The following is a 24,198-nucleotide window of genomic DNA, read 5'->3' on the forward strand; positions in this document are numbered from 1 at the left end:
CACCTCGGCCATTTAGCATGAACTTAGACAGTCCCATGAGCAACGCAAAATCTCTTTCGCCTGAAATTCTTCTTCATATTGCTCAAACTCTTAACCTTCCCGTTCGCGGTCTTGCTTCCGTGATTGAGCTGCTCGATGAGGGCGGAACGGTTCCCTTTATTGCCCGCTATCGCAAAGAGGCTACTGGGAACCTTGACGAGGTGCAGATTCGCAACATCGAAGAAAAGCTCGCCTACTTTCGCGAGCTGGAGGATCGACGCACAACGATTTTGTCTTCCATCTCAGAACAGGGCAAGTTGACCGATGAGTTAAAGGCGCGCATCGAAGCCATCCTCGACAAGAGTGAGCTCGAAGATCTTTACCTTCCCTACAAACCTAAACGACGGACAAAGGCGACGATAGCGCGAGAAAAAGGGCTGGAGCGATTGGCGCAATATCTGTGGGCGCAGCAACCCGGCGCGCAGACACTTGACAGCATGGCTCCAATGTTTGTGAACGCAGAATTCGGAGTGACAACGGTTGAGGATGCACTTGAAGGGGCGCGGCATATCGTTGCCGAGTGGATCAGCGAAGTTGCAGATCTGCGCAAAGCTCTCCGGCAGCTGATGTTCGATGAGGGCGTAGTGATCAGCCGCAAGTCTCTCGACGCCAGCGACGAGCATGAAAAGTTCAAGATGTATTACGAATACAAAGAACCAGTGAAAACGATTCCCTCTCATCGGATGCTGGCTATTCGTCGCGGCGAAAGCGAGAACGTACTTTACTTTCTTATTGAGCTTGAGACGCAGCGACCTCTTGCCGTCATACAGTCGCATGTCCTTCGTCAGGCGGGCGATTGGACCAGGCAACTGGAACTGGCCTGCGAGGACGCATGGCAGCGATTGCTCAACTCCTCGATTCAGGCGGAGATTCGCCTTGAGCTGAAACAACGCTCTGATGTTGAGGCGATCCAGGTTTTTCGCGACAACCTTTATCACTTACTGCTGGCGCCACCTGCAGGACCGATCTCCGTTCTCGGTATTGATCCTGGCTTGCGCACGGGTTGCAAAATTGCCGTTGTCGATGAGACGGGAAAGATGCTGGCGCATGACGTGATCTATCCACATACCTCGAAGCACGGCATTGCGGAATCGAATCAAAAGCTGGAGAACCTTCTGCGTCAACACAACGTGCGCGCAATCGCTATTGGTAATGGAACAGCTTCACGGGAAACGGATTCATTCGTAAGGGATTTTCTGCGGGAAAAGCAGCTTCACGAAATCTTTTCAGTCACGGTCAGCGAGTCAGGCGCAAGCGTCTATTCTGCTTCTGACATTGCCCGGCAGGAATTTCCTGATCTCGATCTCACCGTGCGCGGAGCCATCTCCATTGCTCGGCGTCTTCAGGATCCACTTTCGGAGTTGGTTAAAGTCGATCCGAAATCGATCGGTGTCGGTCAGTATCAGCATGATGTCGACCAGCGGCGCTTGCAAGAGTCTCTTGAAAACGTAATCGAAAGCTGCGTGAATCGCGTTGGCGTGGATCTCAATACTTCATCGTGGACACTGCTGCGCTATGTTGCTGGAGTGACCGAGCGCACGGCGATCAATATCGTCAATCATCGCAATGAGAATGGACGGTTTCGCTCCCGCGCAGAAATACTTGAAGTTTCAGGCGTCGGTCCAAAGACCTTTGAGCAAGCGGCTGGATTTCTTCGCATTCGCAATGGAGACAATCCGCTCGATATGACAGCTGTGCATCCTGAGTCCTATCCCGTCGTCGAGCAGATCGCACAATCATTGCAAACGCCGATTGGCGAAATAATCCGCAGTCCTGAACTGCTTGAGAAGGTTGACCGCACGCAGCTCAAAGCAGGTGCTTTTACGCTGAACGACATTCTCGATGAACTGCGCAAGCCCGGCCGCGATCCACGCGACAAGTTCGTCGCCCCCAATTTTCATGAGGGCGTGAGGGAAATCTCAGACCTGCAAGTCGGAATGGTGCTCGAAGGCATAGTGACCAATGTGACGAAATTCGGCGCCTTCGTTGATATTGGCGTGCATCAGGATGGCCTCGTGCATATCAGCGAACTGTCGAATCGGTTCATTAAAGAACCATCGGAAGCCGTTAAGGCCGGACAGATCGTGAAAGTAAAGGTACTGAGCGTGGAGGAGAAGACGAGACGCATTTCGCTTTCGATGAAGGCGTTGATGGAACCTGGCAGGCAGCCCGCACCAAAAGCAAAGCAACCAGCAAAATCACAACCCACTCTGAATGACAAACTCGCAGCGCTCTCCACGAAGTGGAGAGTGCATTAGGAACTGGGTGTGGGATGTCAGGAATAGCCGGAACCTACGTTCCGGCTATTGGTCTTCAAGGGCCTTCAGTGCATCATGCGCATCGGGATACCCAAGTTTGTCGGCCTTCTCGTACCAGGCAATCGCCTGCTGAGTGTTTTTCGTAACACCCTGGCCTTTCTCAAATAAATAGCCGACTTTGTATTCTGCCTCGGGACGGTTCTGCTTAGCCGCTTCCATGTACCAGTTCATTGCTGCAGCATAGTCCTGTTTAACGCCATCCCCCTGCTCGTACATTTCACCGAGCCTGAATTGTGCGTCGGCGCGCCCCTGCTCTCCGGCCTTGGCATACCACTTCGCGGCCTCTGCAGAATCCTTCGTCGTTCCGCGTCCGCGATCATACATCTGGGCAAGCCTGAACTCGGCGTCCTTATGGCCTTGCTTGGCAGCTAGCGTGTACCACTTCACTGCTTCGGTTGGATTCTGCGGGTTTACGGCTACGTCGAGCAATCCGCCGAGACGATATTCGCCATCGGCGTAGCCTTGGTTTGCCGCCATCTGCATCCACTTGACCGCTTCCTTGATATTTCGCGGCGTAGCAAACGCGTACGACATGCCAACCTGCACTTGAGCAGCCGGATCTCCGGCAAGCGCCTTCTGCTTGGTTGCCTCGATGTTGTCCTGACCTGCTACGCCAAACGCCAGCGGCGCACTTACAGCTAGCAATACCACTGAAATCCATTGCTTCATAACGCGATCCCCTCTTGTTGATAGCCTCGTTGCACAATTGACGCAGGCCGCTTGTTTACTGCTCAAAGTGCAGGATTGTAGGCTGCGTCACTGTTGCATCGACGTCCAGTCCAACCATTTCAGATGGACTGATCACCCAGAGCGCGATTGTTGCCGCGCTGGGAGACGTCAACAAGATACTTCCTCTTCCGTTGTTGGAGACCGCTGAGACGGAGTAAGTTCCGGCAAGAGTTTGATTGGGGCTCAACGCCGAACTCTTGCTTATATCCTCTGCACCAGCTAGCGTGCCCTGCCCCCGGACGTTGCTGCTTCCATCAAAGCTGCTCTCGCCCGAGTACAGCGGCACTGCCTGCACAATTGGCTCTCCGGAACCGAGCAGGTATGTTCCAAGAGCGTCGGAGTTGGAGAATGGTGGCACAATCGTCACCGGATCCATCTGGCCGACACTTGCAGCTGCCGTTGATGCATCCATGACAAAGCCCTGATTCGGACCTGTGGCGTACACGTACCAGATGATGGGTCCGGTACTCGGACTATTCAGGTTCAATGTGCCACGGCCATTCAACTCAAGGTCATATGCCCCGGTCATTGAACCCCCCACGGTGATGTTGCCGCCATTGTTCTGATCGAAGGTGACACCCACATTGACAGTGCCATCGAATTGGAGCCGTCCAACCATGTCTTCTGGCGCGCTTCCATTTGTGCCACTGAGATTAAAGATGGAACCACCTTTGAACGAGGATGAAGTGAAGGGAGCGCCGTTCTGCAGCACCGCTGGTCCGCCGATGATCACTCCGTTCTGGAATATCGGATCGACAGAGACCATCAGAAATTCGTTCGCAGAGACAACGTAGAGCGCGAAGTCGACAGTTCCGCCGCCGAAACCTGGAATCAGCAGAGTGGCTGTGCCGCGACCCGTGGAATCCACAGTGTAGATACCATTGAAGGAGGCGAAGGTTGGAGAGACGGAGCCGCCATCATTCACATCGAGCGTGCTGCCTGCGATGAAGCCGATGCCATCCGGGAACATGAGGCCGAGAGCTCCGACGCGAGCGCCGCCCATGTCGGAACCGGACAGACCCATCACATATCCGTTCGCCAGAACAGAAGGATCGAAGGCGGTCGGATCCTGCTTCAGGATGACACCTGAACCCCGGACACCTGACTGATCGAAGCTGACAAAACGCCCCTTATTACCTAACAGGTTGAGCGCAAATTTATAGGTGAACGCTCCGAGCGGACTGTTGATCGTCATCGTGCCCCGGTTGTCGCTGCTTACCGTGTATGTACCTGTGATCGCAAGGTCCGTTGCTGGCGCAGCAACGTTGTTCACGTCTTCGGTGCCGGTTGTAATCCGGCCCTGACCATTTGCGGTGAATGAACCGGCAGCCTGGTAGACGCCGTTGCTATCGAAGCCGGTGAAGAAGAAGGCGTACTGGCCATCAAGCTTCGAGTTGTTGGTGGAAACCAGCGTCACCGTAGCGGATGCGGAAGCGGATGTATTTGCTTGCGACGTGGCTTTTACCGTGACCGTCGCCGGGCTTGGCAAACTCGCAGGGGCTGTGTAAAGACCCGCCGTGCTGATCGTGCCGCAAGTGCTGCCGGAGCAGCCTGTTCCGCTCACACTCCACGTAACCGCGGTGTTGGATGAGCCGGCGACACTGGAGCGGAATTGCTGCGTCGTGCTAACCGCAACAATTGCATTTGTGGGAGAAACTGTAACTATTACAGGCACAATAACAGTTACCGTTGCTGTCCCCGTTGTTATTCCATCGGCAACCGATGTAGCCGTTACCGTAACTTGGGCCGGATTGGGAACGCTGGCGGGTGCTGTGTATAAGCCGCTGGCAGTGATGGTGCCGCAGGCTGATCCAGAGCAACCGGAGCCGTGAAGGGTCCACGTCACCGCTGTATTCGCCGCACCCGTCACTTTCGCGGTGAATTGCTGGCTCGCATTTTCCGCAACCTGCACCGGATTCGGAGTCACCGCTACCGAAATTTGCTGCATGATGATGACGGTGGCGCTGGCGGATTTTGTAGAGTCAGCGGATGATGTCGCGGTAACCGTCACAAACGAAGGATTCGGAACAGTTGAAGGAGCGGTATAGAGACCGGCTGTACTGATAGTTCCGCATGTCGAGCCGGTGCAACCAAGCCCGGTGACACTCCATGTGACTGCTGTGTTGGTCGATCCTGTAACCGTGGCCTTAAATTGCTGTTGGGCACTTACGTTCACTTGTGCCGTAGTGGGCGTGAGGCTTACGCTCACCGAGGAAGGTGCTGAAATGGTTACAGTCGTCGAGCCCTTTATGGTGGCATTCGAGAGCGATGTCGCGGTGACGACTACAGTATTGGGACTCGGTGCGGTCGTGGGAGCCGTGTAAAGGCCGGTTGAGCTGATTTGCCCGCAGGTGATGCCGAAGCATCCATTTCCTGTCACACTCCAGAGAACAACCCCACTTTGCGGACCGGTCGCGCTGAACTGTATCTGAGCGCCAGGCTTTACCTGAGGATTGCTTGGCGAGATCGTAAGTACTGAAGCGGCGACTATGGTTACGTGTGCCGAACCTGACTGGCTAGGTGCTGCGGCCGAGGTCGCGACGACGGTGACAGTTGGTGACGCGGGTACGGTTGCGGGTGCGGTGTATAAGCCGAAGTTCGATATCGAGCCGCATGCGGCACCGCTGCACCCTGTTAAACTCCAGGTGACCGCTGTGTTGGTGGTACCGCTCACTGTTGCCGTGAACTGCTGCTGACCTCCGGCCGGCACTTGTGCAGTAGTGGGAGAGACGGCAACTGAAATGGAAGAAGCGGCTTCGATTACCACGGTGGCCGAAGCGGACTTCGTAGTATCAGCAACGGACGTTGCCGTCACCGAAGCCAGAGCTGGATTCGGAATTATTGCAGGCGCCGTGTAAAGGCCGGCAGAGGTGATCGTCCCGCACGATCCGGATACGCAGCCGATGCCCGACACCGTCCAATTCACCGCAGTGTTAGAACTTCCTGTAACGGTTGCCTTGAATTGCTGCTGTCCCTTAACAGAAAGCGTGGCGCTAGTGGGAGAGATCGAAACGGCAACCGTAGTCGCGGACCCGATCGTAACAGTCGCGGTCCCCATAGTGCCGTCAAGAATGGAGGTCGCCGTCACCGTAACCGTTGGCGGGTTTGGTGCGGCGGCAGGAGCCGTGTAGAGACCACTTGAGTCGATTTGCCCGCAGCTGATGCCACTGCAGCCAGCACCCGAAAGACCCCATACTACGATCGTGGCTCCAGTCGCGCTGAACTGTACCTGGGCGCCAGGCTTCACCTGGACTGAACTCGGCGAGACAACCACTGCCGCTTTAGCCTGACCCGCCAGACTGAGGAGGGAGAGTACGAAGAGTATGATCCCAATTGGCCTATAAACCCGCTTCATAAATTCCCCCAATGGTCCCTTTCTGGCGGATACCGACAGATGGTTACGCGATTATTTCTGTGAAACCTGCTGCTTTGCGTGCGTGGTCGCAGCAAGATTCAGTTGCTGGTTCACCATGTCTTTGAGAGTGCCCAAGTCAACCACTCCGCTAAAGAAATGGCCATTCACAAAGAAGCTGGGAGTGCCCGTTAATCCCAGGCCCTTCGCTTCTTCCAGATCCTTCTTTACTGCGGCTGCTTCTGTTCCGTTGTCCAAGCACGCATCGAAGCGATCCGTATCCAGTCTAAGAACTTGTGCATGCTCTTTGAGAGCCGCTACGTCTGTCTGCTTGCTGTAAAACAGAACGTCGTGGTACTCCCAGAATTTCCCCTGCTCGCCGGCGCAACGGGCTGCTTCCGCGGCCTTTTCTGACGTATGGTGCATGGGCAGAGGGAAGTCCTTGTACACGATGGTCAGCTTGTCGCCATATTCCTTTTTCATCTGCTGGATTTGGGGATTGACCTTCTGGCAGTAGGGGCATTCGTAGTCCGCAAACTCAACCAGAGTCACCTGTGCATCCGGCGAGCCTTTAGCATAGGCCTTCGCGATGTCCACATCGGCGACGGGAGGCGTGAGCAGGATGTTGATATTCGCCTGCTTGCGTAAATTGTCGACAAACGCAGCGCGCGCCTTGGCGCGGCGCAATTCGCGGATATGCTGCAATACTTCATCCCGAACTGAAGCGTATGGTTCCTGTGTATCAAGGCCTTCGTAGTACACCTCGAGCTGATCCTCGGTTGGATCCTTCACGTCCTTGTAAACTTCGGCGTTCAACAGCTGATCAAGCGAAATGTTTCTCCTCTTTGCCTCATCCGCCAGCAACTGGTTATCAATCAGTTCCTCCAGTGCCTTCCGCTCATTCAGGTAATACTGGTACTTCGCCTGCAGAAGCTTGCCGCCTTCACTGCGTTGCAAATCTGCATACGTCAGGTTGTCACCGCTCACTTTGGCGACCACTCCTTTTGGATCCGGGTCACTCTGTCCCCACAGGTTCGCTACAGCGCTCAGACTCAAGCCCACAACCAGCAAGCAGGCGCAACGTAATCTACTATTCATCGCGGATTTCCTTTTCTGTCTCACGAGAGCAAGGTTTATAAAGTGCGCCAGGTTTGTTTCTCGACATCCCTGGCGCACAAGCAGAATATTCTGTCATTTGGGCACGTGATCGAATCGCGATACGTACCTCTGTTTCCATTGCGACATTAGTCCCCAGTACCGCAGCTGCAGATACCTTGTCCGCTGCCCAGGATGTTCACGAATGCGCACTGAGCCTGCAGGTTGGCAAGTTCGGTTGCACCCAGGGTAGAGTCGGAGGACTCGGTTTCAGTAATCGGAAAGGCTGCGCCCACAGGATTCTGGATATGAGTCACCCAGGCGCGCAGGTTTGCCTTGGGGGATACGTTTGCAGTCGGATCGCACGGCGAGTTGTTCACTGCCGCAGACACAACCTTGATGACACCATTTGTTGACACCTTACCGGTCAGCGGGTTGGAAGTCAGGTCGCGGCGAACGGAAAGCGTCCGCAGACCATTGTGTGTCTCAACGCATCCGCAGCACTCTGTGAGCTGCTGGTCAGCATCAAACACGTAAATCATGGCGCAGAGGTTTCCGTACGTCAGTCCGGGGTTGTCAATACGGACAGTGGCATCGGGAGCCGGAGCCGCATTGTTCGAGAAGTAGTTGACTTTGTAGACGTCCTGAGCCGAGGCAACGCCAGCGCCGATCGAAACCAGGCCAACGACCACCAGGGCCAAGAACAGAGTCTTACAGAACGTAAGTTTCATTCGTAATTCCTCCTGGGCGCCGATCGGCTGCGGGGAAAAATCAGCTCCCCAGCGCTTGGCCAAAACTCTAACCATCTTTCGACTAATTACAATTACCTAGTGGACTTAGCCCAATGTTCTATTCCCGGCAAACTAACCCTCTGGACTAATACTCTGAAGGTTATAAACATATTTTTCCTGTCATCCTGAAACAATATGTGGGGGAGTGTTGGTCTACTTGGGGGCATTGCATTGCGTGCGCCCTTTTGCTGGCACGCACGCAGATCCAGCGAAGTATTCTTCGTCCTTAGACACGTCCCCAGACCGGGAAACGTGCCTTTGCTCGTTACTACGACAACTTAGTCCCCAGTACCGCAGCTGCAGATACCTTGTCCGCTGCCCAGGATGTTCACGAATGCGCACTGAGCTTGCAGGTTGGCAAGTTCGGTTGCACCCAGGGTAGAGTCGGAGGACTCGGTTTCAGTAATCGGAAAGGCTGCGCCCACAGGATTCTGGATATGAGTCACCCAGGCGCGCAGGTTTGCCTTGGGGGATACGTTTGCAGTCGGATCGCACGGCGAGTTGTTCACTGCCGCAGACACAACCTTGATGACACCATTTGTTGACACCTTACCGGTCAGCGGGTTGGAAGTCAGGTTGGAACGAACGGAAAGCGTCCGCAGGCCATTGTGTGTTTCAACGCATCCGCAGCACTCTGTGAGCTGCTGGTCAGCGTCAAACACGTAAATCATGGCGCAGAGGTTTCCGTATGTCAGTCCGGGGTTGTCAATGCGAACGGTGGCATCGGGAGCCGGAGCCGCATTGTTTGAGAAGTAGTTGACTTTGTAAACGTCCTGAGCCGAGGCAACGCCAGCGCCGATCGAAACCAGGCCAACGACTACCAGGGCCAGGAACAGAGTTTTACAGAACGTAAGTTTCATTCGTAATTCCTCCTGGGCGCCGATCGGCTGCGGGGAACGACAGCTGCCAGCGCTGATGCAAGACTTTATCTATCTCTGTGGCGTTTACAACTACCTAGGGGGTCTAGCCCAATCTCTTATTCCTCGCAAACTAGCCTGCTGGACTAAGCCTGTTCAAGCGACAACCTCAAACGCCCTGCGTTAGCTGTCAGCTTGTAGCAATCTTTGGGGGCTTATAAGTAGAAGAGCCTGTTCCTGGCCGATCGCTGATACGGGTTTGCGCGTAGGTCGCTCTTCGCCAGGAAGCTAGTTTACCTTGCGTGACAGTTACTGCTGTGGTTGCGACTGCTGCTGGGCTGCAGCCTGACTATCCAGCAACTGCTCCTGCTGCTTTTGGAGGTCGTTCAACACCTCTCCCACTGAACGGTGAGACTCTGCGGCCATTTGCTGCACGTTGATCCCTGTTGGAACCGAGGAAGGAATCGCGGTTGGTTGAACCGGCAGTGGCGCTTGCGGCTCAGGAGCAGTCGCCGCTTGCTGCTCGTCTTGCTGAACACCCTGCCCACCATAGAGTGATGGCTCCTCAGTTTCGCTATGAAGCTGAGCTGACGCAACTGTAGTCGTGGCCTGAGATGTTCTCAGGGTGAGGACCAGTCGCTTTGCCATCTGCGGATTTTCTGACGAGCTCTGAATCAAGTAGTTGTAATTGGAACCTTCAAGGAGTGCCACCAACGCGTCCCGCACTGGCGCCGGCCCGATGTCGAGATACATTCGCTCATTCTCGGGCTGGTTCGGCGCTTCGATCGTGATCCCCGTCGCTGCTTTCACGGCATTCATGACCGTGGAAAGGTCCTCACCCTGAGCCTTTATCGTTAGCTTTCCACCGGAAAGTATTGCGATTGGCTGCGGTGCGGGTTTCCGCACTACTTCGCCAGCCGCTTTGGGCGTCGCATTCTCGGTTGAAGCTTCTCGCGAAGAATCTTCCTTGTGTTCACGCTTGCAGAATTGTCCCTGTGCATCGACATTCTCGTCAGAAGAAGTTTTCGTCGAGAGTTTCAGGTGGTCTTTGATGGAGGGCTCGCCAGCTTCTTCAGAGGACGATTGAACACTCCGCTTCGCTGTACTCGGCTCACCATTGCAGATCGCGCCATTCGCGGATGCCTCGGCCGAGGCTGCAGTAGACTGCTGTTGCGGCGCGAAGCCACTTGCGTGGCTATATTGAGGAGCTGAAGCGAACGTACCAAGCGCTAAGAACGTAACGGCTGCCATGACACTTTTGTGGCTTAATCCGAAAGCACTAGTTATAAGTGGCGTGCAATCATGGTTGTTTATTAAAGTTGAGTTAGCGTGTTGCACAGGGCCCTCCTCTACTGCGGCCTAGATTTCATCATAGGTAGGAATCAGGCGGCAATCATTCATTTGGCTTAGTCCGGTGAACTAGGCGAAATATGGGGGAAGCTAATGCTAATGGGTATGCCCAAAGGACGCAATACTTAACTCTTGACAATTGTCTGCTCTCAGGACAGACTTTGTGACGGTGTAATGCTCATGTCGTAGTCAAGACGCTTGAAGTCTTACAAAGAGCAAAAGTGATTGTTCTGCCATCTTGCACACCCCCCACTTCGCTCAACAAGTTGTTTATCCGCTGGACATCTCCAGTGGGCGTGCGCAAATAACTGATTTAAGGAGGGGTCGTGCGTGGCATGACGGTTTCGACTCCGGGGTTTATTCTGCTTGATGCGAAGCTCCACCCCGTCGCTTATAATTCTGAGGCAGTTCAGATTCTCTGTTTTCCGATGAAGCCGGACCGTGTTAAGCAGGTTCCGCTCTTTCTCTCCGACAAGATCCGTTCAAGCCTTCTCAATCGGCACGTTTCCGGCGAACCTGAGTTCGTTCGGGAATACAAGTCCGGTCAACGCCTTTATACCTGTCGCGCCTTTCATGTTGATAGTGGGGGCGTAGGCGAACGCAAGATGCCTTTCGATGTTGCTTTGCTGCTGGAGCGGCACCTGTCCGGTGTTGCGGCTCTGGGCGATCTGTCGCGTCAGTTTGACCTGACCGCTCGCGAATGCGAAACCGTAGCGCTTCTCCTCGAAGGCCTGACGAGTAAGGAGATCGCTGCTCGGATGAACATTAGCCCCAATACGGTCAAAGCATTTCTTCGCCTGGTGATGGTCAAGATGGATGTATCGACACGGTCGGGAATCGTTGGCAAATTCGTAGGTCCGATGCCCTAAACCATAAATTTATCTATGGTAACCACCGCGAACTAATCCATATGAAGAATTTACTGAAGGCGTCTTTCAGCGCGATCATTTGTCAACGTGAAAGTGACAACGGCACAAGATCGACGCCATCAACCCCAGCCTCTTGGCTACATGGAGATGCTGGTTCGGCCGCTCCCGCAGCTCGGAACTGAGGCAACGGCAAAACCCTCCACTCTGCCAGTACGCATACGCACAATCAACGAGGACAGCGTTTGCGTAGTCACACAGCGTCCACTGCAAAAGTCGTCCGTCGTGCGCTGCGAGATTCCTATTGGCGATTCCGCGATGAAGATCCCCACGCTTATGCACGTACGCTGGACTAGAAAGCAGAAGCTCCAGTCAGACGGCTACTTATCTGAACTCTCATTCCTACTATAATTTTCTGCAATAAATTGTTTCTCAAAATTCCGCAGTAATTTCTTTTCTCAACTAAAGCCTTAGTGCTATTCTCATTCGTTCTCCCCAGTAATTACCCCCTTAAACCTATTCCCTCTTGCTAGCTGATGCGTATAGGCCATTTGGATTAAGCCAGCAAGGTTAACACGCAAGTAGTGCTACGTACTATGTAGACCTCAATGGGGATTGCAAAGTACAAATCGCGAGTTACATTCACTGCGTACCGTATGCGACTAGACCAATAGGACTAACTACGCGTAGTCTTCACGGCTAGCTATAGATAGCTAGTCAATCAGTAAGGGGGATAGGTTTGGTGCCTATGTCTGTTCAGAGCCATGCAACTGCTTTTCTGTCACGACTTTCTGCCTGCACAATGTTCTTTCTAACCGGACTGTTGATCTCGGCATGCGGAGGCGGGAGCGACACGCAGCAATCAGAAATCATCGCAATTATTCCTCACACTGCGTCCGTCTCCCTAGGCCAGACAGTTCAATTCCGGGCTACCGGCTATATGAATAACGGCCAAACTCAGGACCTGACCAGTTCGGTTTCATGGCAAAGCTCGAATACCGGCATTGCAACCGTCAGTCCGAGCGGACTCGCGACCTCGGTGACTCCTGGAACCATCAACATGACTGCAAGTTGGAACGGTCACTCATCGACCGCCTCCCTCGTTGTAGCCAAGGCCGCGCTCGAAACGCTGACGATTACCCCGCCGTCTGCTTCGGTCGTCTTAGGTCAGGCCGCCCAGCTTACCGCTATAGGAACCTTTAGTGATAAGACAACACAGGACTTAACATCAGTCGCAGACTGGAGTAGCGCTCAGCCGGCGGTGGCCACAGTGAACACTGCTGGGCTTGCCACGTCAAAGGCTGTTGGGAATACCACCGTGACTGCGTCGGTCGGCAGCATTACTGCTTCGAATCAACTAGCTGTCTCGCCGGCAGCACTCAGCGCAATTGTTGTAGGGAGTGCGGCCGCTGCTACTCCGCTAGGCACCAAGGAGCAGTTCACCGCACAGGGTGTTTACACCGATGGAAGCAAAGTTGACATTACAAATCAGGTGACTTGGACAAGTACGCCGTCCGGAATTGTCGCCATCGGAACCAACGGACTTGCTGCTACCCACGCCGTGGGGAACGTTACGGTTACCGCTGTATCGGCCGGAGTGACTGGCACAGGCTCATTTACGGTATCGCCCGCGGCACTTGTTTCGATCGCCGTTCAGGGTACAAGCGCTACTGTGCCTCTTGGGGTGAACGCGCAGTTTACTGCAACGGGCACCTATACAGATGGGAGTACGAGTGACATCACGAGCACAGCGAGTTGGACGGGCCTGCCTGCGGGAATCGTAAATGTTGCACCAAACGGCCTGGCCGCGTCCAAGGCCGCAGGAACTGCCACGATCACCGCTACTGCGTCGGGAATCAGCGGGTCCAATAAGCTTACGGTCACATCAGCAACTCTTGTTTCTATCGCCGTTCATAGTCCGAGCGCAGCGCTTCCGTTAGGAACAAACGGGCAACTCGGCGCCACTGGGACCTATACAGACGGAAGTACAGCCGATCTGACGAGCACTGCTACTTGGACCAGCTCGCCCGCTGGAATCGTCGCTGTGAGTTCCGCTGGCGCCGTCTCAACGAAGGCGGTCGGAAACGCGGCGGTCACCGCTACGTCCGCTGGCAAGTCAGGTTCTGGCAAAGTCGCCGTGTCATCTGCGGCGCTTGTGTCCATTCAGGTAAGCAGCTCTCGGTCTTCGTTGCCGCTTGGGAGTACACAGCAACTCAACGCCACCGGTGTCTACACGGATAGCAGTACCCAGAATCTAACAGGCGCCGTTCAATGGGTAAGTGCATCGCCTGATGTTGTTGGAGTGAGCAATGCGGGCCTGGCGACTGCTAAAGCGCAGGGGGCAACGAATGTGCTCGCGTCCTCTGGCGCGGTGACCGGCGCAACGGGACTGAACGTAGCCGCAGCAGAACTCACGTCGATCGGTATTTCGCCGGCTGCGCCGACAGTGCCACTTGGAAGCAATTTACAGCTTTCCTCTCTTGGGTCCTTCACGGATGGTAGTTCTCAGGATGTGACCTCGCAGATCACATGGAGTGTCGACAGACCCGATATCGCGGTTATCACGCCCGGCGGCATGATAACCGGCCTGCAGGTGGGATCCGCAGTAGTAACTGCATCGCTGAACGGTGTCCAAGCATCGGCGACGATCACCGTGCAACCTCTCGCAATTGTTGGCTATTTCGACGCTACCAGCGGCGTCGACACGACCCTGCGCATCACCAATCCAGCCATAACCGGGCAGGATTTGTGCGCCATGATTTATGTCTTCGACAACGATCAACAGCTGAGCGAGTGTTGCGGTTGCCTAGTCTCACAGAATGGACTCAGAACTCTCTCGCTCAACAATAACTTGCTGAACAATCCGCTTACCGGAGTGCAATCGAAATCTGGAACGGTTATGGTTGTCTCTGCGGACTATGCCTCGAATCTCTCATGCAACGCCAGCGCGATGACGCCTACAGGTGCGCAGATTGCATGGTCTACCCACTTGCTTAAGTCGAGTACAGGTCAAACTGTAAGCACAGAAGATACCTTCTCGGCCTCGCCATTGAATGCAACGCTCTCGTCCTCGCTGCAGGCCCAATGCTCATTCGTCCAAACGCTTGGCAGCGGGCAAGGCATATGTAGCTGCGGCACAGGTGACTAGGGTTCCTCACCTCCGCACCTCGTAACCCGGCGCTGGTGAAATCCTCCCATCAGCGTCGGGGATCTCAGAAAGAAGCGTCCGGTATTCCATCGATCTCCTCCGACGATTCCATCCTTGTTTCTGACCGGGAAATATCTCAACGACAAAAATGAGGGAATTGACGAGAATCGATTCATCGTCACAGGAAGCTCGATCGAGGAGATGAAACCATGCCACACGTAGACCCCTGGTTGGCACTCGGCGTCTTGCTATCCACTGCCGCTACGGACGCGGTATATGTTTTGTTCAATGCGGCAGTATCATCGCATCGGCGCGTGCCCGCTGCAACATGGAGCAGCGTATGGTATCTGCTCTCGGCGTTTGCCGTCATCAGTTACACCAAGAATTGGGTTTACGTTGTTTTTGCAGCTACCGGTTCCTGGATCGGCGCATACATATCGATGACACTTTTGCGCAGGCCGAAAGGAGTGCCCGGACCGGTGGCGAAGTGATGCCGCGCTTTCCGGACCCAGAGCACAAAGCTTTTTGTGCCCATCTTGGTCTCTCTGAACACCGAGCATATGATGTTGCCAGATGACAGTGCGCAAGATCGTCCATATCGACATGGACGCGTTTTATGCCTCGGTGGAACAACGGGACGATCCGCTCCTGCGCGGCAAACCGGTCGTAGTCGCATGGAAGGGTAATCGGTCTGTAGTCTGCGCAGCTTCTTATGAAGCACGAAGTTTCGGCGTGCGTTCAGCCATGCCGAGTGTTCGTGCAGAGCGTTTGTGCCCCGTCGCCGTCTTCATCCCGCCTGATTTTCCTCGATATCGCGCCGTCTCGCGCAGCGTACGCGAGATTTTTGCACGCCACACCGATCTGATCGAGCCTCTGTCGCTCGACGAGGCCTATCTCGATGTGACCGAAAACAAGAGCAACCTGTCGACAGCTACCCGCGTAGCGCGAACCATCCGGGAACAGATTCGCGAAGAGTTGCATCTGACCGCTTCTGCGGGCGTTGCCCCCAACAAGTTTCTGGCAAAGATTGCGTCCGATTGGCGCAAGCCCGATGGTCTTTTCGTAATCCAGCCCGAAGATATCGACACCTTTCTGCCGCCGCTGCCTGTCGGCCGCATTCCAGGCGTGGGAAAGGTCACTGAAAGGAGGTTGGAGGAAATCGGCATTAGGACCGTGGGAGACCTGCGCAGTCTGGAGTTGGCAGTTCTTGAGAGCCGTTTTGGGCGCTATGGAATCCGGCTGCACGAGCTTGGCCGCGGCATAGACCACAGCCCGGTTGTTCCTGACAGGCCAACGAAGTCCATCTCCGCGGAGGATACTTTCGAGCATGACGTACTGTTAGAGCATACAGAGCCGATGATCCGCCGACTCGCTGAGAAGGTCTGGATGGCTACCAGCAAAGAGTCTCGCATCGCACATACAGTGGTTCTCAAGCTGAAAACAACGGAATTTAACATTCTGACCCGCAGCCATACACCGGCTTCTCCTCCGTCTTCTTGTGAAGAGTTAACAGAAATTGCGTTGTCGCTGAGAGGACGAGTGGAGCTGGGACCGGAGCGACGTTTCCGCCTTGTCGGCGTGGGCCTGAGTAATTTCTGCGACCACAGAGAAACTCCTGCGCAGCCAGTGCTCTTCGAATAACTTCAACCGGGTTGCATAATCACGAGCCTCCGTGCAATCTGATAGCCATGCCGGAGTTGCCCGACATAGCCGCCTACATCAGCGCACTGGAATCTCGCATCGCCGGACAGCCGCTTGAGCATGTCCGAATCAACAGCGCCTTTCTACTGCGTACGGCACGGCCGCCCATTTCCGATGTTGAAGGCCATGTCGTGGCAGAGTTACGCCGTATCGGCAAGCGCATTGCCATGAAATTCGACAATGATTTGTGGCTCGTGTTCCACCTGATGATTGCCGGCCGACTGCACTGGAAAGCAGCAGGCGCGAAACTGGCCGGGCGGAATAGTCTGGCAGCGTTTGATTTTCCCAATGGTTCCCTGGTGCTGACTGAAGCGGGCACAAAGCGACGAGCATCCTTGCACGTCTTTGCGAATGAAGAGGAATTGCGTTCGGTCGATCCTGGAGGTATTGAAATTTTCTCAAGCAATCTCGATTCGTTCCGCATAGCGCTCACCGCGGAGAACCGCACCCTCAAACGCGCTCTTACTGATCCGCGTATCCTCAGCGGGATCGGCAACGCCTATTCCGACGAGATTCTGTATGCGGCGCAGTTGTCACCCATTACTCTCACGCACAAGCTGCAACCTCAGGAATGGGAGCTGCTGTTCACAGCTACCCGCAATACTTTGCAACTCTGGATAGACCGGCTCAGCAATGAGGCGAAGTCTGGATTTCCGGAAAAGGTCACAGCATTTCGCAAGGACATGGCAGTGCACGGACGCTATGGAGAACCATGCCCGCGATGCGGCCAAAAAATTCAGCGCATTCGTTATGCCGATAACGAAACAAATTATTGCGCAAATTGCCAGACCGGCGGAAAGGTCCTCGCTGATCGTAGCTTGTCGCGTCTGCTGGGATCGGATTGGCCGCGTACACTGGACGAGTTGGAAGCGCTCAAGCGACGCTGATCGTTTTCGGTCTTAGATGCTGCATGCTACCTCGTGACGGCGGGAGGCGTACGCATTCGCTCTTTCAAACTCTTTGCGAGCTTCTCAATCGCTTCGGCCTTTTTGGTGACAGCGATGGATAAAGTATTCTTGTTGCTCTTATCTACCTCGGCCTTTAGTTCCTGGGCAAGCTGATATAGCTTCTGCGAGTCCGCGGCAAATTGAGCCTGGCGCGCATCTTCCGGTGATGTCGCATGGTCTGTGGCTGGCTTCGAGTCAGAGGAGTCGTTGGCTTTCTCATCCGGAGTCGTTGCCTGTTGCGAAGATGCAGGTTCGGACTGGCTACTCTGTTGCGCTTCTTGCTGCGCATGTGATGTTAGCAAGATTGTCGAAGGAGCCAGCAGAAGCAATGCGGCGATTGCACTGCCTAATCGCTTTATCATTGCATTTCTGCTTCGCACCTCATGGCCCTCCTACTTGCCGCAAAACGCAACTACTGCGCTTTCGATATTGTGGCATTTCTTCGCGAATATTACAGCCGAGATACAGTCCAATCTATTGTGAACTAGAAAACCATGCTGGAGACATTGGATTAAGGGTGAGGTGCGAAAGAAAGTGGCCTCGCCGCCGGTTGGGAGTTCACGACTCCATGCCCCTCTTGCACCGTATAAAAGCGGTTGACTGGTAATTGCGTGAGCACGTCTTTTGCTCCCGATGGCCAGAATATCTCGACTCGATCGATGCTCTCGTGCTTGCCCAGACCAAAGTGCAGACGCAAATCATTCTGAGACAAGTAGCTGCCTCCGCTGCGCACTTCATCTTCCTCGACAAGTTCGCCAGCCGTGACGCGCACGCGCGCATTCAGTGCAAGACGGTTGCTTTTTGTCCCCTGCAGGGCAAGACTGACCCAGTGATTCTGCGGACCGCCGTCAGGCCGAAGAATCATCGGTTCACCTTCAAGGTTTTCAACTACGAGTTCGATATGCCCATCATTGAAAAGATCGCCCACCGCAAGCCCTCGACTCACTTGCGGAATCTGAATCGCTGCGCCTGCCTCCTGGCTTATGTTCTTGAAAGTGCCGTTGCGCTGATTCAGAAACAGCAATTTTGGCTCGCGATATTTTGTGCCTATTCCAGCCGCGCCAACTTGGGGATAGACGTGGCCATTCACCATGAAGAAATCCGGCCAACCGTCGTTGTCCAAATCGAAAAATGCATCTCCCCATCCGACGTGTGGAGTCGTGCTCTGCGCAATTCCCGACGCGTAAGAAACATCCGTAAAGTTAAGATCGCCATCGTTGCGATAGAGAGCCGCGTACTCCTCGGAAAAGTGAGTGATTCCGATCGAGAAGCGCCCGGTGTGAAGATAGTCGCCAAGCGCTACTCCCATATTCGCCTGCTCGGCGCCATCTTGATTGACGGCCACTCCAGCCTGATAGGCCACGTTGGTGAAGTGGCCGTTCCCATCATTGCGATACAGATAATTGGGCTCGCCGTCGTTGGCGACAAAGAGATCGGGACGACCGTCACCATTTAGGTCAGACCACACTGCCGTGAGCCCAAAGAAACCTTGTGGGTCGTCCACTCCAGCTTGCTTTGAGACTTCACTGAAAGTGCCATCACCATTGTTGTGATAAAGATTGTCACGAAATCCTTTCAGGCCTCTGGGGCCGCATTGCACGGGAACATTGTGATACTTGCAGGTTAGTCGCGAGCCGAATGTCGGCAGATCGTCGAGATGAAAGTCGACATAGTGCGCAACAAATAGATCTGCAAAACCGTCGCCGTCATAATCGCCAAACGCAGCTCCTGTGGCCCAGGCGGTGTCATTGCCTAAACCGGCCTGCTTGGTTACATCGGTGAAGGTGCCGTCACCGTTGTTTCGGTACAGCACTACGCCACCAAAGCACGTGACCAGCAAGTCAGGCAATCCATCATTGTTGTAGTCGCCGACTGCCACACCCATCGCCCAACACGGATAACCAACTCCGCTTTTGTCTGTCACGTCGGTAAAGGTACCATCGTGATTGTTGTGATAAAGCGCGCTCTTCGCCTTCTTGCCGGCGAGCGCCATCTCCACGCTCTGCGCATTCGTGAAGTAGATATCGGGATAGCCATCACCGTCATAGTCAATCAGCGCAACGCCTCCACTCATAGACTCGACGACATACCGCGCCTCGGGCGTAGAGAGATGATTGAAGTGAATACCTGTTGCAGCCGTAATGTCGATGAGTTGAGGGAATTCTGCATGAGTTGCGACGGATGTGGCAGCCGATTGATGTGAAGCCGATTGAGTCTGCTGCGGAAATATATAGAGACGCGGCGCCAACAACAGAGCCAGGAAAATGACCACTGCAGAAAAGCTTCCGTGCTTACTTCGGCAGATCAGCGTCATCGGAGTTTTTCTGGCCTGACTCGACTCGCATGTCGTGAAAAACTTTTTGCAGTTTGTCTTTCATCTCTTTGTATTTTTTGTATTCGGCTATCTCTTTGTCGGCCTCTTCAGTTTTTCCTTGGCGGCGATAAAGCGTAGCGAGACGATAGTGTGCGACCGAATTCGAAGGATCGATTTGAATTGCGCGCTCTAATAACTCTTGCGCCTTCTCACTCTGGTTCATCGTCACGAGAACCTTGGCGAGTTCAAGCGCTGCGTCCGCATCGTCTGGTTGCAACTGTAACGCTCGTGAGTAGTCGTCATAAGCCGCCTTGGAATCTCCGTGTTTGGCAGCGATCATTCCGAGCATCAATTGTGACTTCTCGTCGTTAGGGTTTGCCGCGAGAGCCGCCTTGAATTCTGTCTCCGCTTCTGCCTGCAGCTTTTCGTCGGTTGAATTGTAGAGAAGATTCCCAAGTTCGAAGTGCACCCCCGGAAGCTTCGGATCTATCTTGATGGCCTCGCGATAGTTGGCGATAGCAGGAGCTTCGTCCCCGTGCCTTGCCAGTTCACGCGCCATGACTTGATGCATCTGCGCGCTATTCGGAGCGGCAAGCGCAAGCGTAAGCATTGCCTTGTCTGCAAGATCGTTATAAAGCCGATACGAAATGTAAAGCAGAGATGTGTCGGTAGGCTGCGAGGCCAGCAGTGTGGATGCTACCGTAGCCGCCTTTTCAAGATCGCCCGTCGATGTGTAATTGTCGATCAGCGCACGCCCGACTTCGGTTTTGAATTTATCTTCCGTGAGATGGGGAAACACTGCTTCGAGGTCTTTTCGGCTTGATTCGCTATCACCTGATCGGCCTTCGGCCAGTCCCAACAGTCCCTGAATCTTCCATAGTTCGGGCCGTGTGCTGATCGCGGTACGCAGATGAGGAACTGCCCCCTGGTAGTCTCCACGAAAAAAGAGCAGCACGCCGAGATTCGCCTGAGTGTCCGTGTTTTGAGGGTCTAACGCAACAAGAGTCTGTAGCTCAGGAATCGCCAGGTCGGGCCGTTGTTCCTGCAGATATTGCCGTGCAAGCCGCTGATGCTGCTCGATTTCGGCTTGGTTGCTCGCTGCTGTTTGCCCGAGCAAGGCAAGAGAAGCCGATGGCAAGAAGAACAGTGCAAGCAACATGGATTTTAAAGACATGACATTCCATCATACCGAGCCATTGCCGTCGGTACATGCAGATACGAAAAGGACGGCGTGGTAAGCGCCGTCCTTTCCGGTTGTAAAGAGTAAAGGTTAGAAGAAGATACGTCCGTAGAGTTGCATGGTGCGGCCGTAGACCGTGAGGCCGGTAATCGTGCCTTCGTTTCCGCTGTTGATCGTCGCATTGGGCGTAGCAAAACTGGGATGATTGATCACGTTGTTTGCCGACGCGCGAATCTCGACGCCCATACTCTCCCAGGGAATATGGAAGGTCTTACCAAGTGCAGCATTGAACAGGAAGAAGCTCGGGCCGTACATGTTATTTCTTTGCGTGTTGCCGAATGTGGCAGCAGCCGGCTGCACGTACGAAGCAGTATTGAACCAATGATTGAGGTCCTGGTGAGTAGAGATTGGACTTCCAACCTGGTTTGGATACTGCTGGCTGTTACCTGCCAGCGAGAAAGAATTGTCCGTAGACATGTTCACGGTAAACGGACTGCCGGAAGTCAGGACGAAGGTTGGCGAAACCTGCCATCCTCCAACCAACGCATCCAGGAGCGCGCTATGGTTCAGGAATTGGCGCCCTCTACCAATTGGCAGATCATAGAGTATCGCCGTCTTGAAGGAATTGCGGACATCGAAGTTCGATGCGCCATAGTTCGCATCAGGATTGTAGGACCTCTGATAATAGAGATTCCCCGCGCTGCTGCCCCAACCGGAGGAGTCAATGGTATCCAGCATGTGCGACCACACATAGCTTGCTTGGAAATCGAGACCCCGTGTGAGACGCTGCTGAACTGTGGTCTGCAGCGAGTTGTAGTTTGAGCGGGCGTTGTTCGTTCCACCCGCTCCAGAACCACTGTTAATTCCCAGGAACAATGGATAGGGCCGTAAGCCCTGATCGTTTGGTCCCAGGCTGGCTTCAGGCACCTGATTGATGTCCACCGGGAAGAGCAGATTATGACCGTGGCTGCCGACATAGGCCACCGTCGCGACCATCGTGGAAGTCAATTCTTGCTGTATCTCAACGTTCCACTCCAGGATCTTTGGGACCGGTGTGTGATATTGCTGATACGCAGGAGGGGCCGTGTTATTGTAGGCGTCCGGAGTCGTCGGGGAAGTAAGATAAGCCGAATTCACGCTTTTCCCAGACGGTTGATAGGCTGTGCTTCCATTCGAGGAGAGAAGCACGACTGGGTAGGTGCCGGTTGTACTATCCGAAAGATTGCCGTTGGACCCAAAGGCTCCTCCCATGCCCGCGCCATAGGTATCGTCGCTCCAGGTATAGCCATACAGTCCGATACCGCCTCGAAGCACAGTCTTGGGTCTATAGGAGTAGGAGAATCCGAAACGAGGCAGAAAGGTGCCCCAACTCGGCGCCTGCAGGCTGTCACGTCCGTTCGCCTTCGTTGTGCCATACCACATGGCACCCAGTGAGTTGTTCGCGGGATTGATAACCCTTGGGTCGAAGGAGGCCATGTTGCCCTTCACTTCGTGCCAGCCGGTCATGCCCTGCCAGCGCAGGCCTGCATTGATCGTCAGGTTCGGACGCAGCTTGATATCGTCCTGGACAAAGATCTGCGGGCTCTTCAGTCGGCCGCCCCATTCCGGCGTCACTTTTGCATTCCAGTAGTTGGTTTGGCCCAGCAGGAAGTCTGCAAAACCCATGCCGGTCGTCGTATCTCCGTTGGTGGAGTTTGTATACACGCCGGTATAGCCCATCTGACCTCCATTGGTGTTGCCCCATGCGGTGGAGTCCGCTCGATTGATCAGGAACTCGCCTCCGAAGTGCAGCACGTGCCGGCCACGGATCATCGTGACCACATCCGAAGGATCGAACACGAATTCCTTGTACACAGAATTCGTGTTCGGTTGTAATTCATAGAAATTGCCGTTTCCTGAAATCTGGATGTCCGGGAAAATATCGGCCTTGGCGAACTGCCAGCCCAGCTTGGCGGGAAAGCCCTGGTTGAGGGAGTACGGTTCGAAGAAGTTCAGCTGGTCTGTGAAACCCATGCGGGCTTCATTGATAAGGTTTGGGCTGATCGTCCACACCCAGGAGACCTGCGCATTGTCGCGGCTGACGTCACCACTTTGGCAGTTAATGGGGCAGATTCCCTGATTGTGATACTGGGCCGGGTTATCGCTGTTCGTCTCGGAAATAATAATGTGGTTGTTCGGATTGATCTGCCAATCGAGCCGTCCGAAATACTTTGTGAATGGGTTTGAACTGGGTACGTTATAGAAGAAGTTGTTGGTGATGCCCGAGCCTGTATTTGGCGCCGGATAGTACTTCGAAATAGCAGCCGCGACCGGATCAATCATGTTCGCGGGAATCTTATTGCCGTTGTGGTATTCGTCTGCGAAGGATGTGCGATGGGCAACGCCTTTCGCGTCGACCGTCTGCGTCGTCGGATCGTAGATGGTGGGAAAGCCCGTGAAGTCGCCACTGAGCAGTGCTGCCGTTGGCACATTCTCAAATCCGGTGTTCGCGCTTCCAGGATTAATCGTCTTGTCGTAGTTGAAGTAGAAGAATATCTTGTCCTTCAGGATTGGACCGCCAACCGAGAAGCCGAAATTGTTGTAACGGACGAGCCCAACCGTGGTCTTCGCGCCGAAAGCATAATTGGCGGCATTCAACGCATTGTTCTGGAAAAACTCATAGCCCGCACCGTGGAACCGGTTCGTGCCGCCTTTACTGATCTGGTTGAAGGTCGCGCCACCGATACCGTACTGCGCCGAGAATGCCGACGTGTCGATCTTCACTTCAGCGACCGTCTCCAGCACCATCACGTCGGCGTTCTGGCTCATCGGGAGGGTGGTCGTCGCGCCATCCGCCAGCACGGTGTTATAGGGCAGGTTGCCGTTGATCGACGCTGTCTGGCCTGTCCGGTAATTCACGCTCGAAGCGCCGGGAAGCAATTGCACGAAGTTCTGCCAGTCCGCGCCCACTTGCGGCAACTGAAGGAGCTGGGTCGACTCAAGCGTGTTTGTTTGCGCGCCGGTTTCAGTCTTCAAGAGCGGTACATCGGTCTTGACGACCACTTCCTGTGTTGCCGCACCTACAGCCAGCGACGCGTTGACGGCGACCGTCTCTACGCCAAGTGTGATGGGGCCGCGAACATAGGTCTGAAAACCCGCTGCTGTAACGGTGATCAGATAGTGGTCCGGAACGATGGAGCCCGTATCGTACAGGCCAGCGCCATCGGTTGTATAAACATGGGATATCCCTTTGTCGACGTCTTCGACCTTGACTGTAGCGCCCGGAACAACAGCGCCTGTGGCGTCTGTCACGACACCGCGAATATCGCCTGAATTTGTGTTTTGCGCAAAGCCCGCTATGCCCGAAAGTGTCAAGGCAATGACGAGGCTGCTGCGAATCAACTTGCACATACTTGCCTCCTGAAAAAAGTCCATCTGCTTTTGCCTCGTCTCAGCTTCGCTGAAGACTAGGCGCTTCTGGGTAAATACTGAACCCCATTCTTATGCGACTTGCGATTCGCAACTGTTTCCG

At 54.4% G+C, this 24,198-nt stretch carries 16 protein-coding genes; 6 read left to right on the forward strand and 10 right to left on the reverse strand.

Translation table 11 applies throughout. The features are described 5' to 3' along the window. Positions 1 to 35: 35 nt before the first annotated feature. Entirely contained in the window at positions 36 to 2,297 is a 2,262-nt protein-coding gene (locus H7849_RS17575) for a Tex family protein (protein WP_186741126.1), read from the forward strand. 45 nt (positions 2,298 to 2,342) lie between these two features. On the opposite strand, the gene H7849_RS17580 is transcribed toward H7849_RS17575, so the two are convergent. The 6 genes from H7849_RS17580 to H7849_RS17605 all read right to left on the reverse strand — a co-directional run bounded on the left by H7849_RS17580 (position 2,343) and on the right by H7849_RS17605 (position 10,432). Continuing rightward, a complete protein-coding gene (locus H7849_RS17580; RefSeq protein ID WP_186741128.1) occupies positions 2,343 to 3,026 on the reverse strand; it encodes a tetratricopeptide repeat protein in 684 nt (227 codons plus the stop codon). 55 nt (positions 3,027 to 3,081) lie between these two features. Then, positions 3,082 to 6,441: a beta strand repeat-containing protein gene (locus H7849_RS17585; protein ID WP_186741130.1), complete on the reverse strand. Its 3,360-nt coding sequence runs from the start codon at positions 6,439 to 6,441 to the stop codon at positions 3,082 to 3,084. A gap of 51 nt (positions 6,442 to 6,492) precedes the next feature. Next, the gene (locus H7849_RS17590) at positions 6,493 to 7,536 is read right to left on the reverse strand and encodes a thioredoxin domain-containing protein (protein ID WP_186741132.1); all 1,044 of its coding nucleotides are present in this window, start codon (positions 7,534 to 7,536) and stop codon (positions 6,493 to 6,495) included. 146 nt (positions 7,537 to 7,682) lie between these two features. Beyond that, positions 7,683 to 8,264 (reverse strand): hypothetical protein, encoded by a 582-nt coding sequence (locus H7849_RS17595; protein ID WP_186741134.1) that lies wholly within the window; start codon positions 8,262 to 8,264, stop codon positions 7,683 to 7,685. Between the two features lie 338 nt (positions 8,265 to 8,602). Continuing rightward, positions 8,603 to 9,184 carry a hypothetical protein gene (locus tag H7849_RS17600; RefSeq protein ID WP_186741135.1) on the reverse strand — a complete coding sequence of 194 codons (582 nt, stop codon included), beginning with the start codon at positions 9,182 to 9,184 and terminating at the stop codon, positions 8,603 to 8,605. A gap of 306 nt (positions 9,185 to 9,490) precedes the next feature. Beyond that, a complete protein-coding gene (locus tag H7849_RS17605) occupies positions 9,491 to 10,432 on the reverse strand; it encodes a hypothetical protein (RefSeq protein WP_186741137.1) in 942 nt (313 codons plus the stop codon). Between the two features lie 434 nt (positions 10,433 to 10,866). Between H7849_RS17605 and H7849_RS17610 the strand changes: the two genes are divergently transcribed. The 5 genes from H7849_RS17610 (at position 10,867) to H7849_RS17630 (ending at position 17,133) form a co-directional block, all read left to right on the forward strand. Next, the gene (locus H7849_RS17610) at positions 10,867 to 11,400 is read left to right on the forward strand and encodes a helix-turn-helix transcriptional regulator (RefSeq protein WP_186741139.1); all 534 of its coding nucleotides are present in this window, start codon (positions 10,867 to 10,869) and stop codon (positions 11,398 to 11,400) included. A gap of 745 nt (positions 11,401 to 12,145) precedes the next feature. Continuing rightward, positions 12,146 to 14,545 (forward strand): beta strand repeat-containing protein, encoded by a 2,400-nt coding sequence (locus tag H7849_RS17615; RefSeq protein WP_186741140.1) that lies wholly within the window; start codon positions 12,146 to 12,148, stop codon positions 14,543 to 14,545. Between the two features lie 209 nt (positions 14,546 to 14,754). Then, positions 14,755 to 15,036, forward strand: coding sequence for a hypothetical protein (locus H7849_RS17620; RefSeq protein ID WP_186741142.1), 282 nt, complete (start codon positions 14,755 to 14,757; stop codon positions 15,034 to 15,036). An 82-nt stretch (positions 15,037 to 15,118) separates the two neighbouring features. Next, positions 15,119 to 16,186: a DNA polymerase IV gene (gene dinB, locus H7849_RS17625; protein WP_186741144.1), complete on the forward strand. Its 1,068-nt coding sequence runs from the start codon at positions 15,119 to 15,121 to the stop codon at positions 16,184 to 16,186. A gap of 47 nt (positions 16,187 to 16,233) precedes the next feature. Then, entirely contained in the window at positions 16,234 to 17,133 is a 900-nt protein-coding gene (locus H7849_RS17630; RefSeq protein ID WP_186741146.1) for an Fpg/Nei family DNA glycosylase, read from the forward strand. A 26-nt stretch (positions 17,134 to 17,159) separates the two neighbouring features. Here H7849_RS17630 and H7849_RS17635 read toward each other — a convergent pair whose 3' ends face one another. From H7849_RS17635 to H7849_RS17650, 4 genes are all read right to left on the reverse strand, one after another. Further along, a complete protein-coding gene (locus tag H7849_RS17635; protein WP_186741148.1) occupies positions 17,160 to 17,555 on the reverse strand; it encodes a hypothetical protein in 396 nt (131 codons plus the stop codon). Between the two features lie 149 nt (positions 17,556 to 17,704). Beyond that, complete coding sequence (locus H7849_RS17640; protein WP_186741150.1) at positions 17,705 to 19,507, reverse strand: CRTAC1 family protein; 1,803 nt, start codon at positions 19,505 to 19,507, stop codon at positions 17,705 to 17,707. Next, entirely contained in the window at positions 19,485 to 20,681 is a 1,197-nt protein-coding gene (locus tag H7849_RS17645; protein WP_186741152.1) for a tetratricopeptide repeat protein, read from the reverse strand. Before H7849_RS17645 ends, H7849_RS17640 begins: the two co-directional genes overlap by 23 nt. Positions 20,682 to 20,777: 96 nt before the next feature. Continuing rightward, a complete protein-coding gene (locus tag H7849_RS17650; protein ID WP_186741154.1) occupies positions 20,778 to 24,077 on the reverse strand; it encodes a TonB-dependent receptor in 3,300 nt (1,099 codons plus the stop codon). Between the last annotated feature and the right edge of the window lie 121 nt (positions 24,078 to 24,198).

The organism is Alloacidobacterium dinghuense, from assembly GCF_014274465.1.
Lineage (GTDB): Bacteria > Acidobacteriota > Terriglobia > Terriglobales > Acidobacteriaceae > Alloacidobacterium > Alloacidobacterium dinghuense.

Excerpts from the sequence above, each read along its gene's own strand:
- H7849_RS17575 (WP_186741126.1), top strand. The coding sequence starts at position 36 with ATGAGCAACGCAAAATCTCTTTCGCCTGAAATTCTTCTTCATATTGCT.
- H7849_RS17580 (WP_186741128.1), bottom strand. The coding sequence starts at position 3,026 with ATGAAGCAATGGATTTCAGTGGTATTGCTAGCTGTAAGTGCGCCGCTG.
- H7849_RS17585 (WP_186741130.1), bottom strand. The coding sequence starts at position 6,441 with ATGAAGCGGGTTTATAGGCCAATTGGGATCATACTCTTCGTACTCTCC.
- H7849_RS17590 (WP_186741132.1), bottom strand. The coding sequence starts at position 7,536 with ATGAATAGTAGATTACGTTGCGCCTGCTTGCTGGTTGTGGGCTTGAGT.
- H7849_RS17595 (WP_186741134.1), bottom strand. The coding sequence starts at position 8,264 with ATGAAACTTACGTTCTGTAAGACTCTGTTCTTGGCCCTGGTGGTCGTT.
- H7849_RS17600 (WP_186741135.1), bottom strand. The coding sequence starts at position 9,184 with ATGAAACTTACGTTCTGTAAAACTCTGTTCCTGGCCCTGGTAGTCGTT.
- H7849_RS17605 (WP_186741137.1), bottom strand. The coding sequence starts at position 10,432 with ATGGCAGCCGTTACGTTCTTAGCGCTTGGTACGTTCGCTTCAGCTCCT.
- H7849_RS17610 (WP_186741139.1), top strand. The coding sequence starts at position 10,867 with ATGACGGTTTCGACTCCGGGGTTTATTCTGCTTGATGCGAAGCTCCAC.
- H7849_RS17615 (WP_186741140.1), top strand. The coding sequence starts at position 12,146 with ATGTCTGTTCAGAGCCATGCAACTGCTTTTCTGTCACGACTTTCTGCC.
- H7849_RS17620 (WP_186741142.1), top strand. The coding sequence starts at position 14,755 with ATGCCACACGTAGACCCCTGGTTGGCACTCGGCGTCTTGCTATCCACT.
- dinB (WP_186741144.1), top strand. The coding sequence starts at position 15,119 with ATGACAGTGCGCAAGATCGTCCATATCGACATGGACGCGTTTTATGCC.
- H7849_RS17630 (WP_186741146.1), top strand. The coding sequence starts at position 16,234 with ATGCCGGAGTTGCCCGACATAGCCGCCTACATCAGCGCACTGGAATCT.
- H7849_RS17635 (WP_186741148.1), bottom strand. The coding sequence starts at position 17,555 with ATGATAAAGCGATTAGGCAGTGCAATCGCCGCATTGCTTCTGCTGGCT.
- H7849_RS17640 (WP_186741150.1), bottom strand. The coding sequence starts at position 19,507 with ATGACGCTGATCTGCCGAAGTAAGCACGGAAGCTTTTCTGCAGTGGTC.
- H7849_RS17645 (WP_186741152.1), bottom strand. The coding sequence starts at position 20,681 with ATGTCTTTAAAATCCATGTTGCTTGCACTGTTCTTCTTGCCATCGGCT.
- H7849_RS17650 (WP_186741154.1), bottom strand. The coding sequence starts at position 24,077 with ATGTGCAAGTTGATTCGCAGCAGCCTCGTCATTGCCTTGACACTTTCG.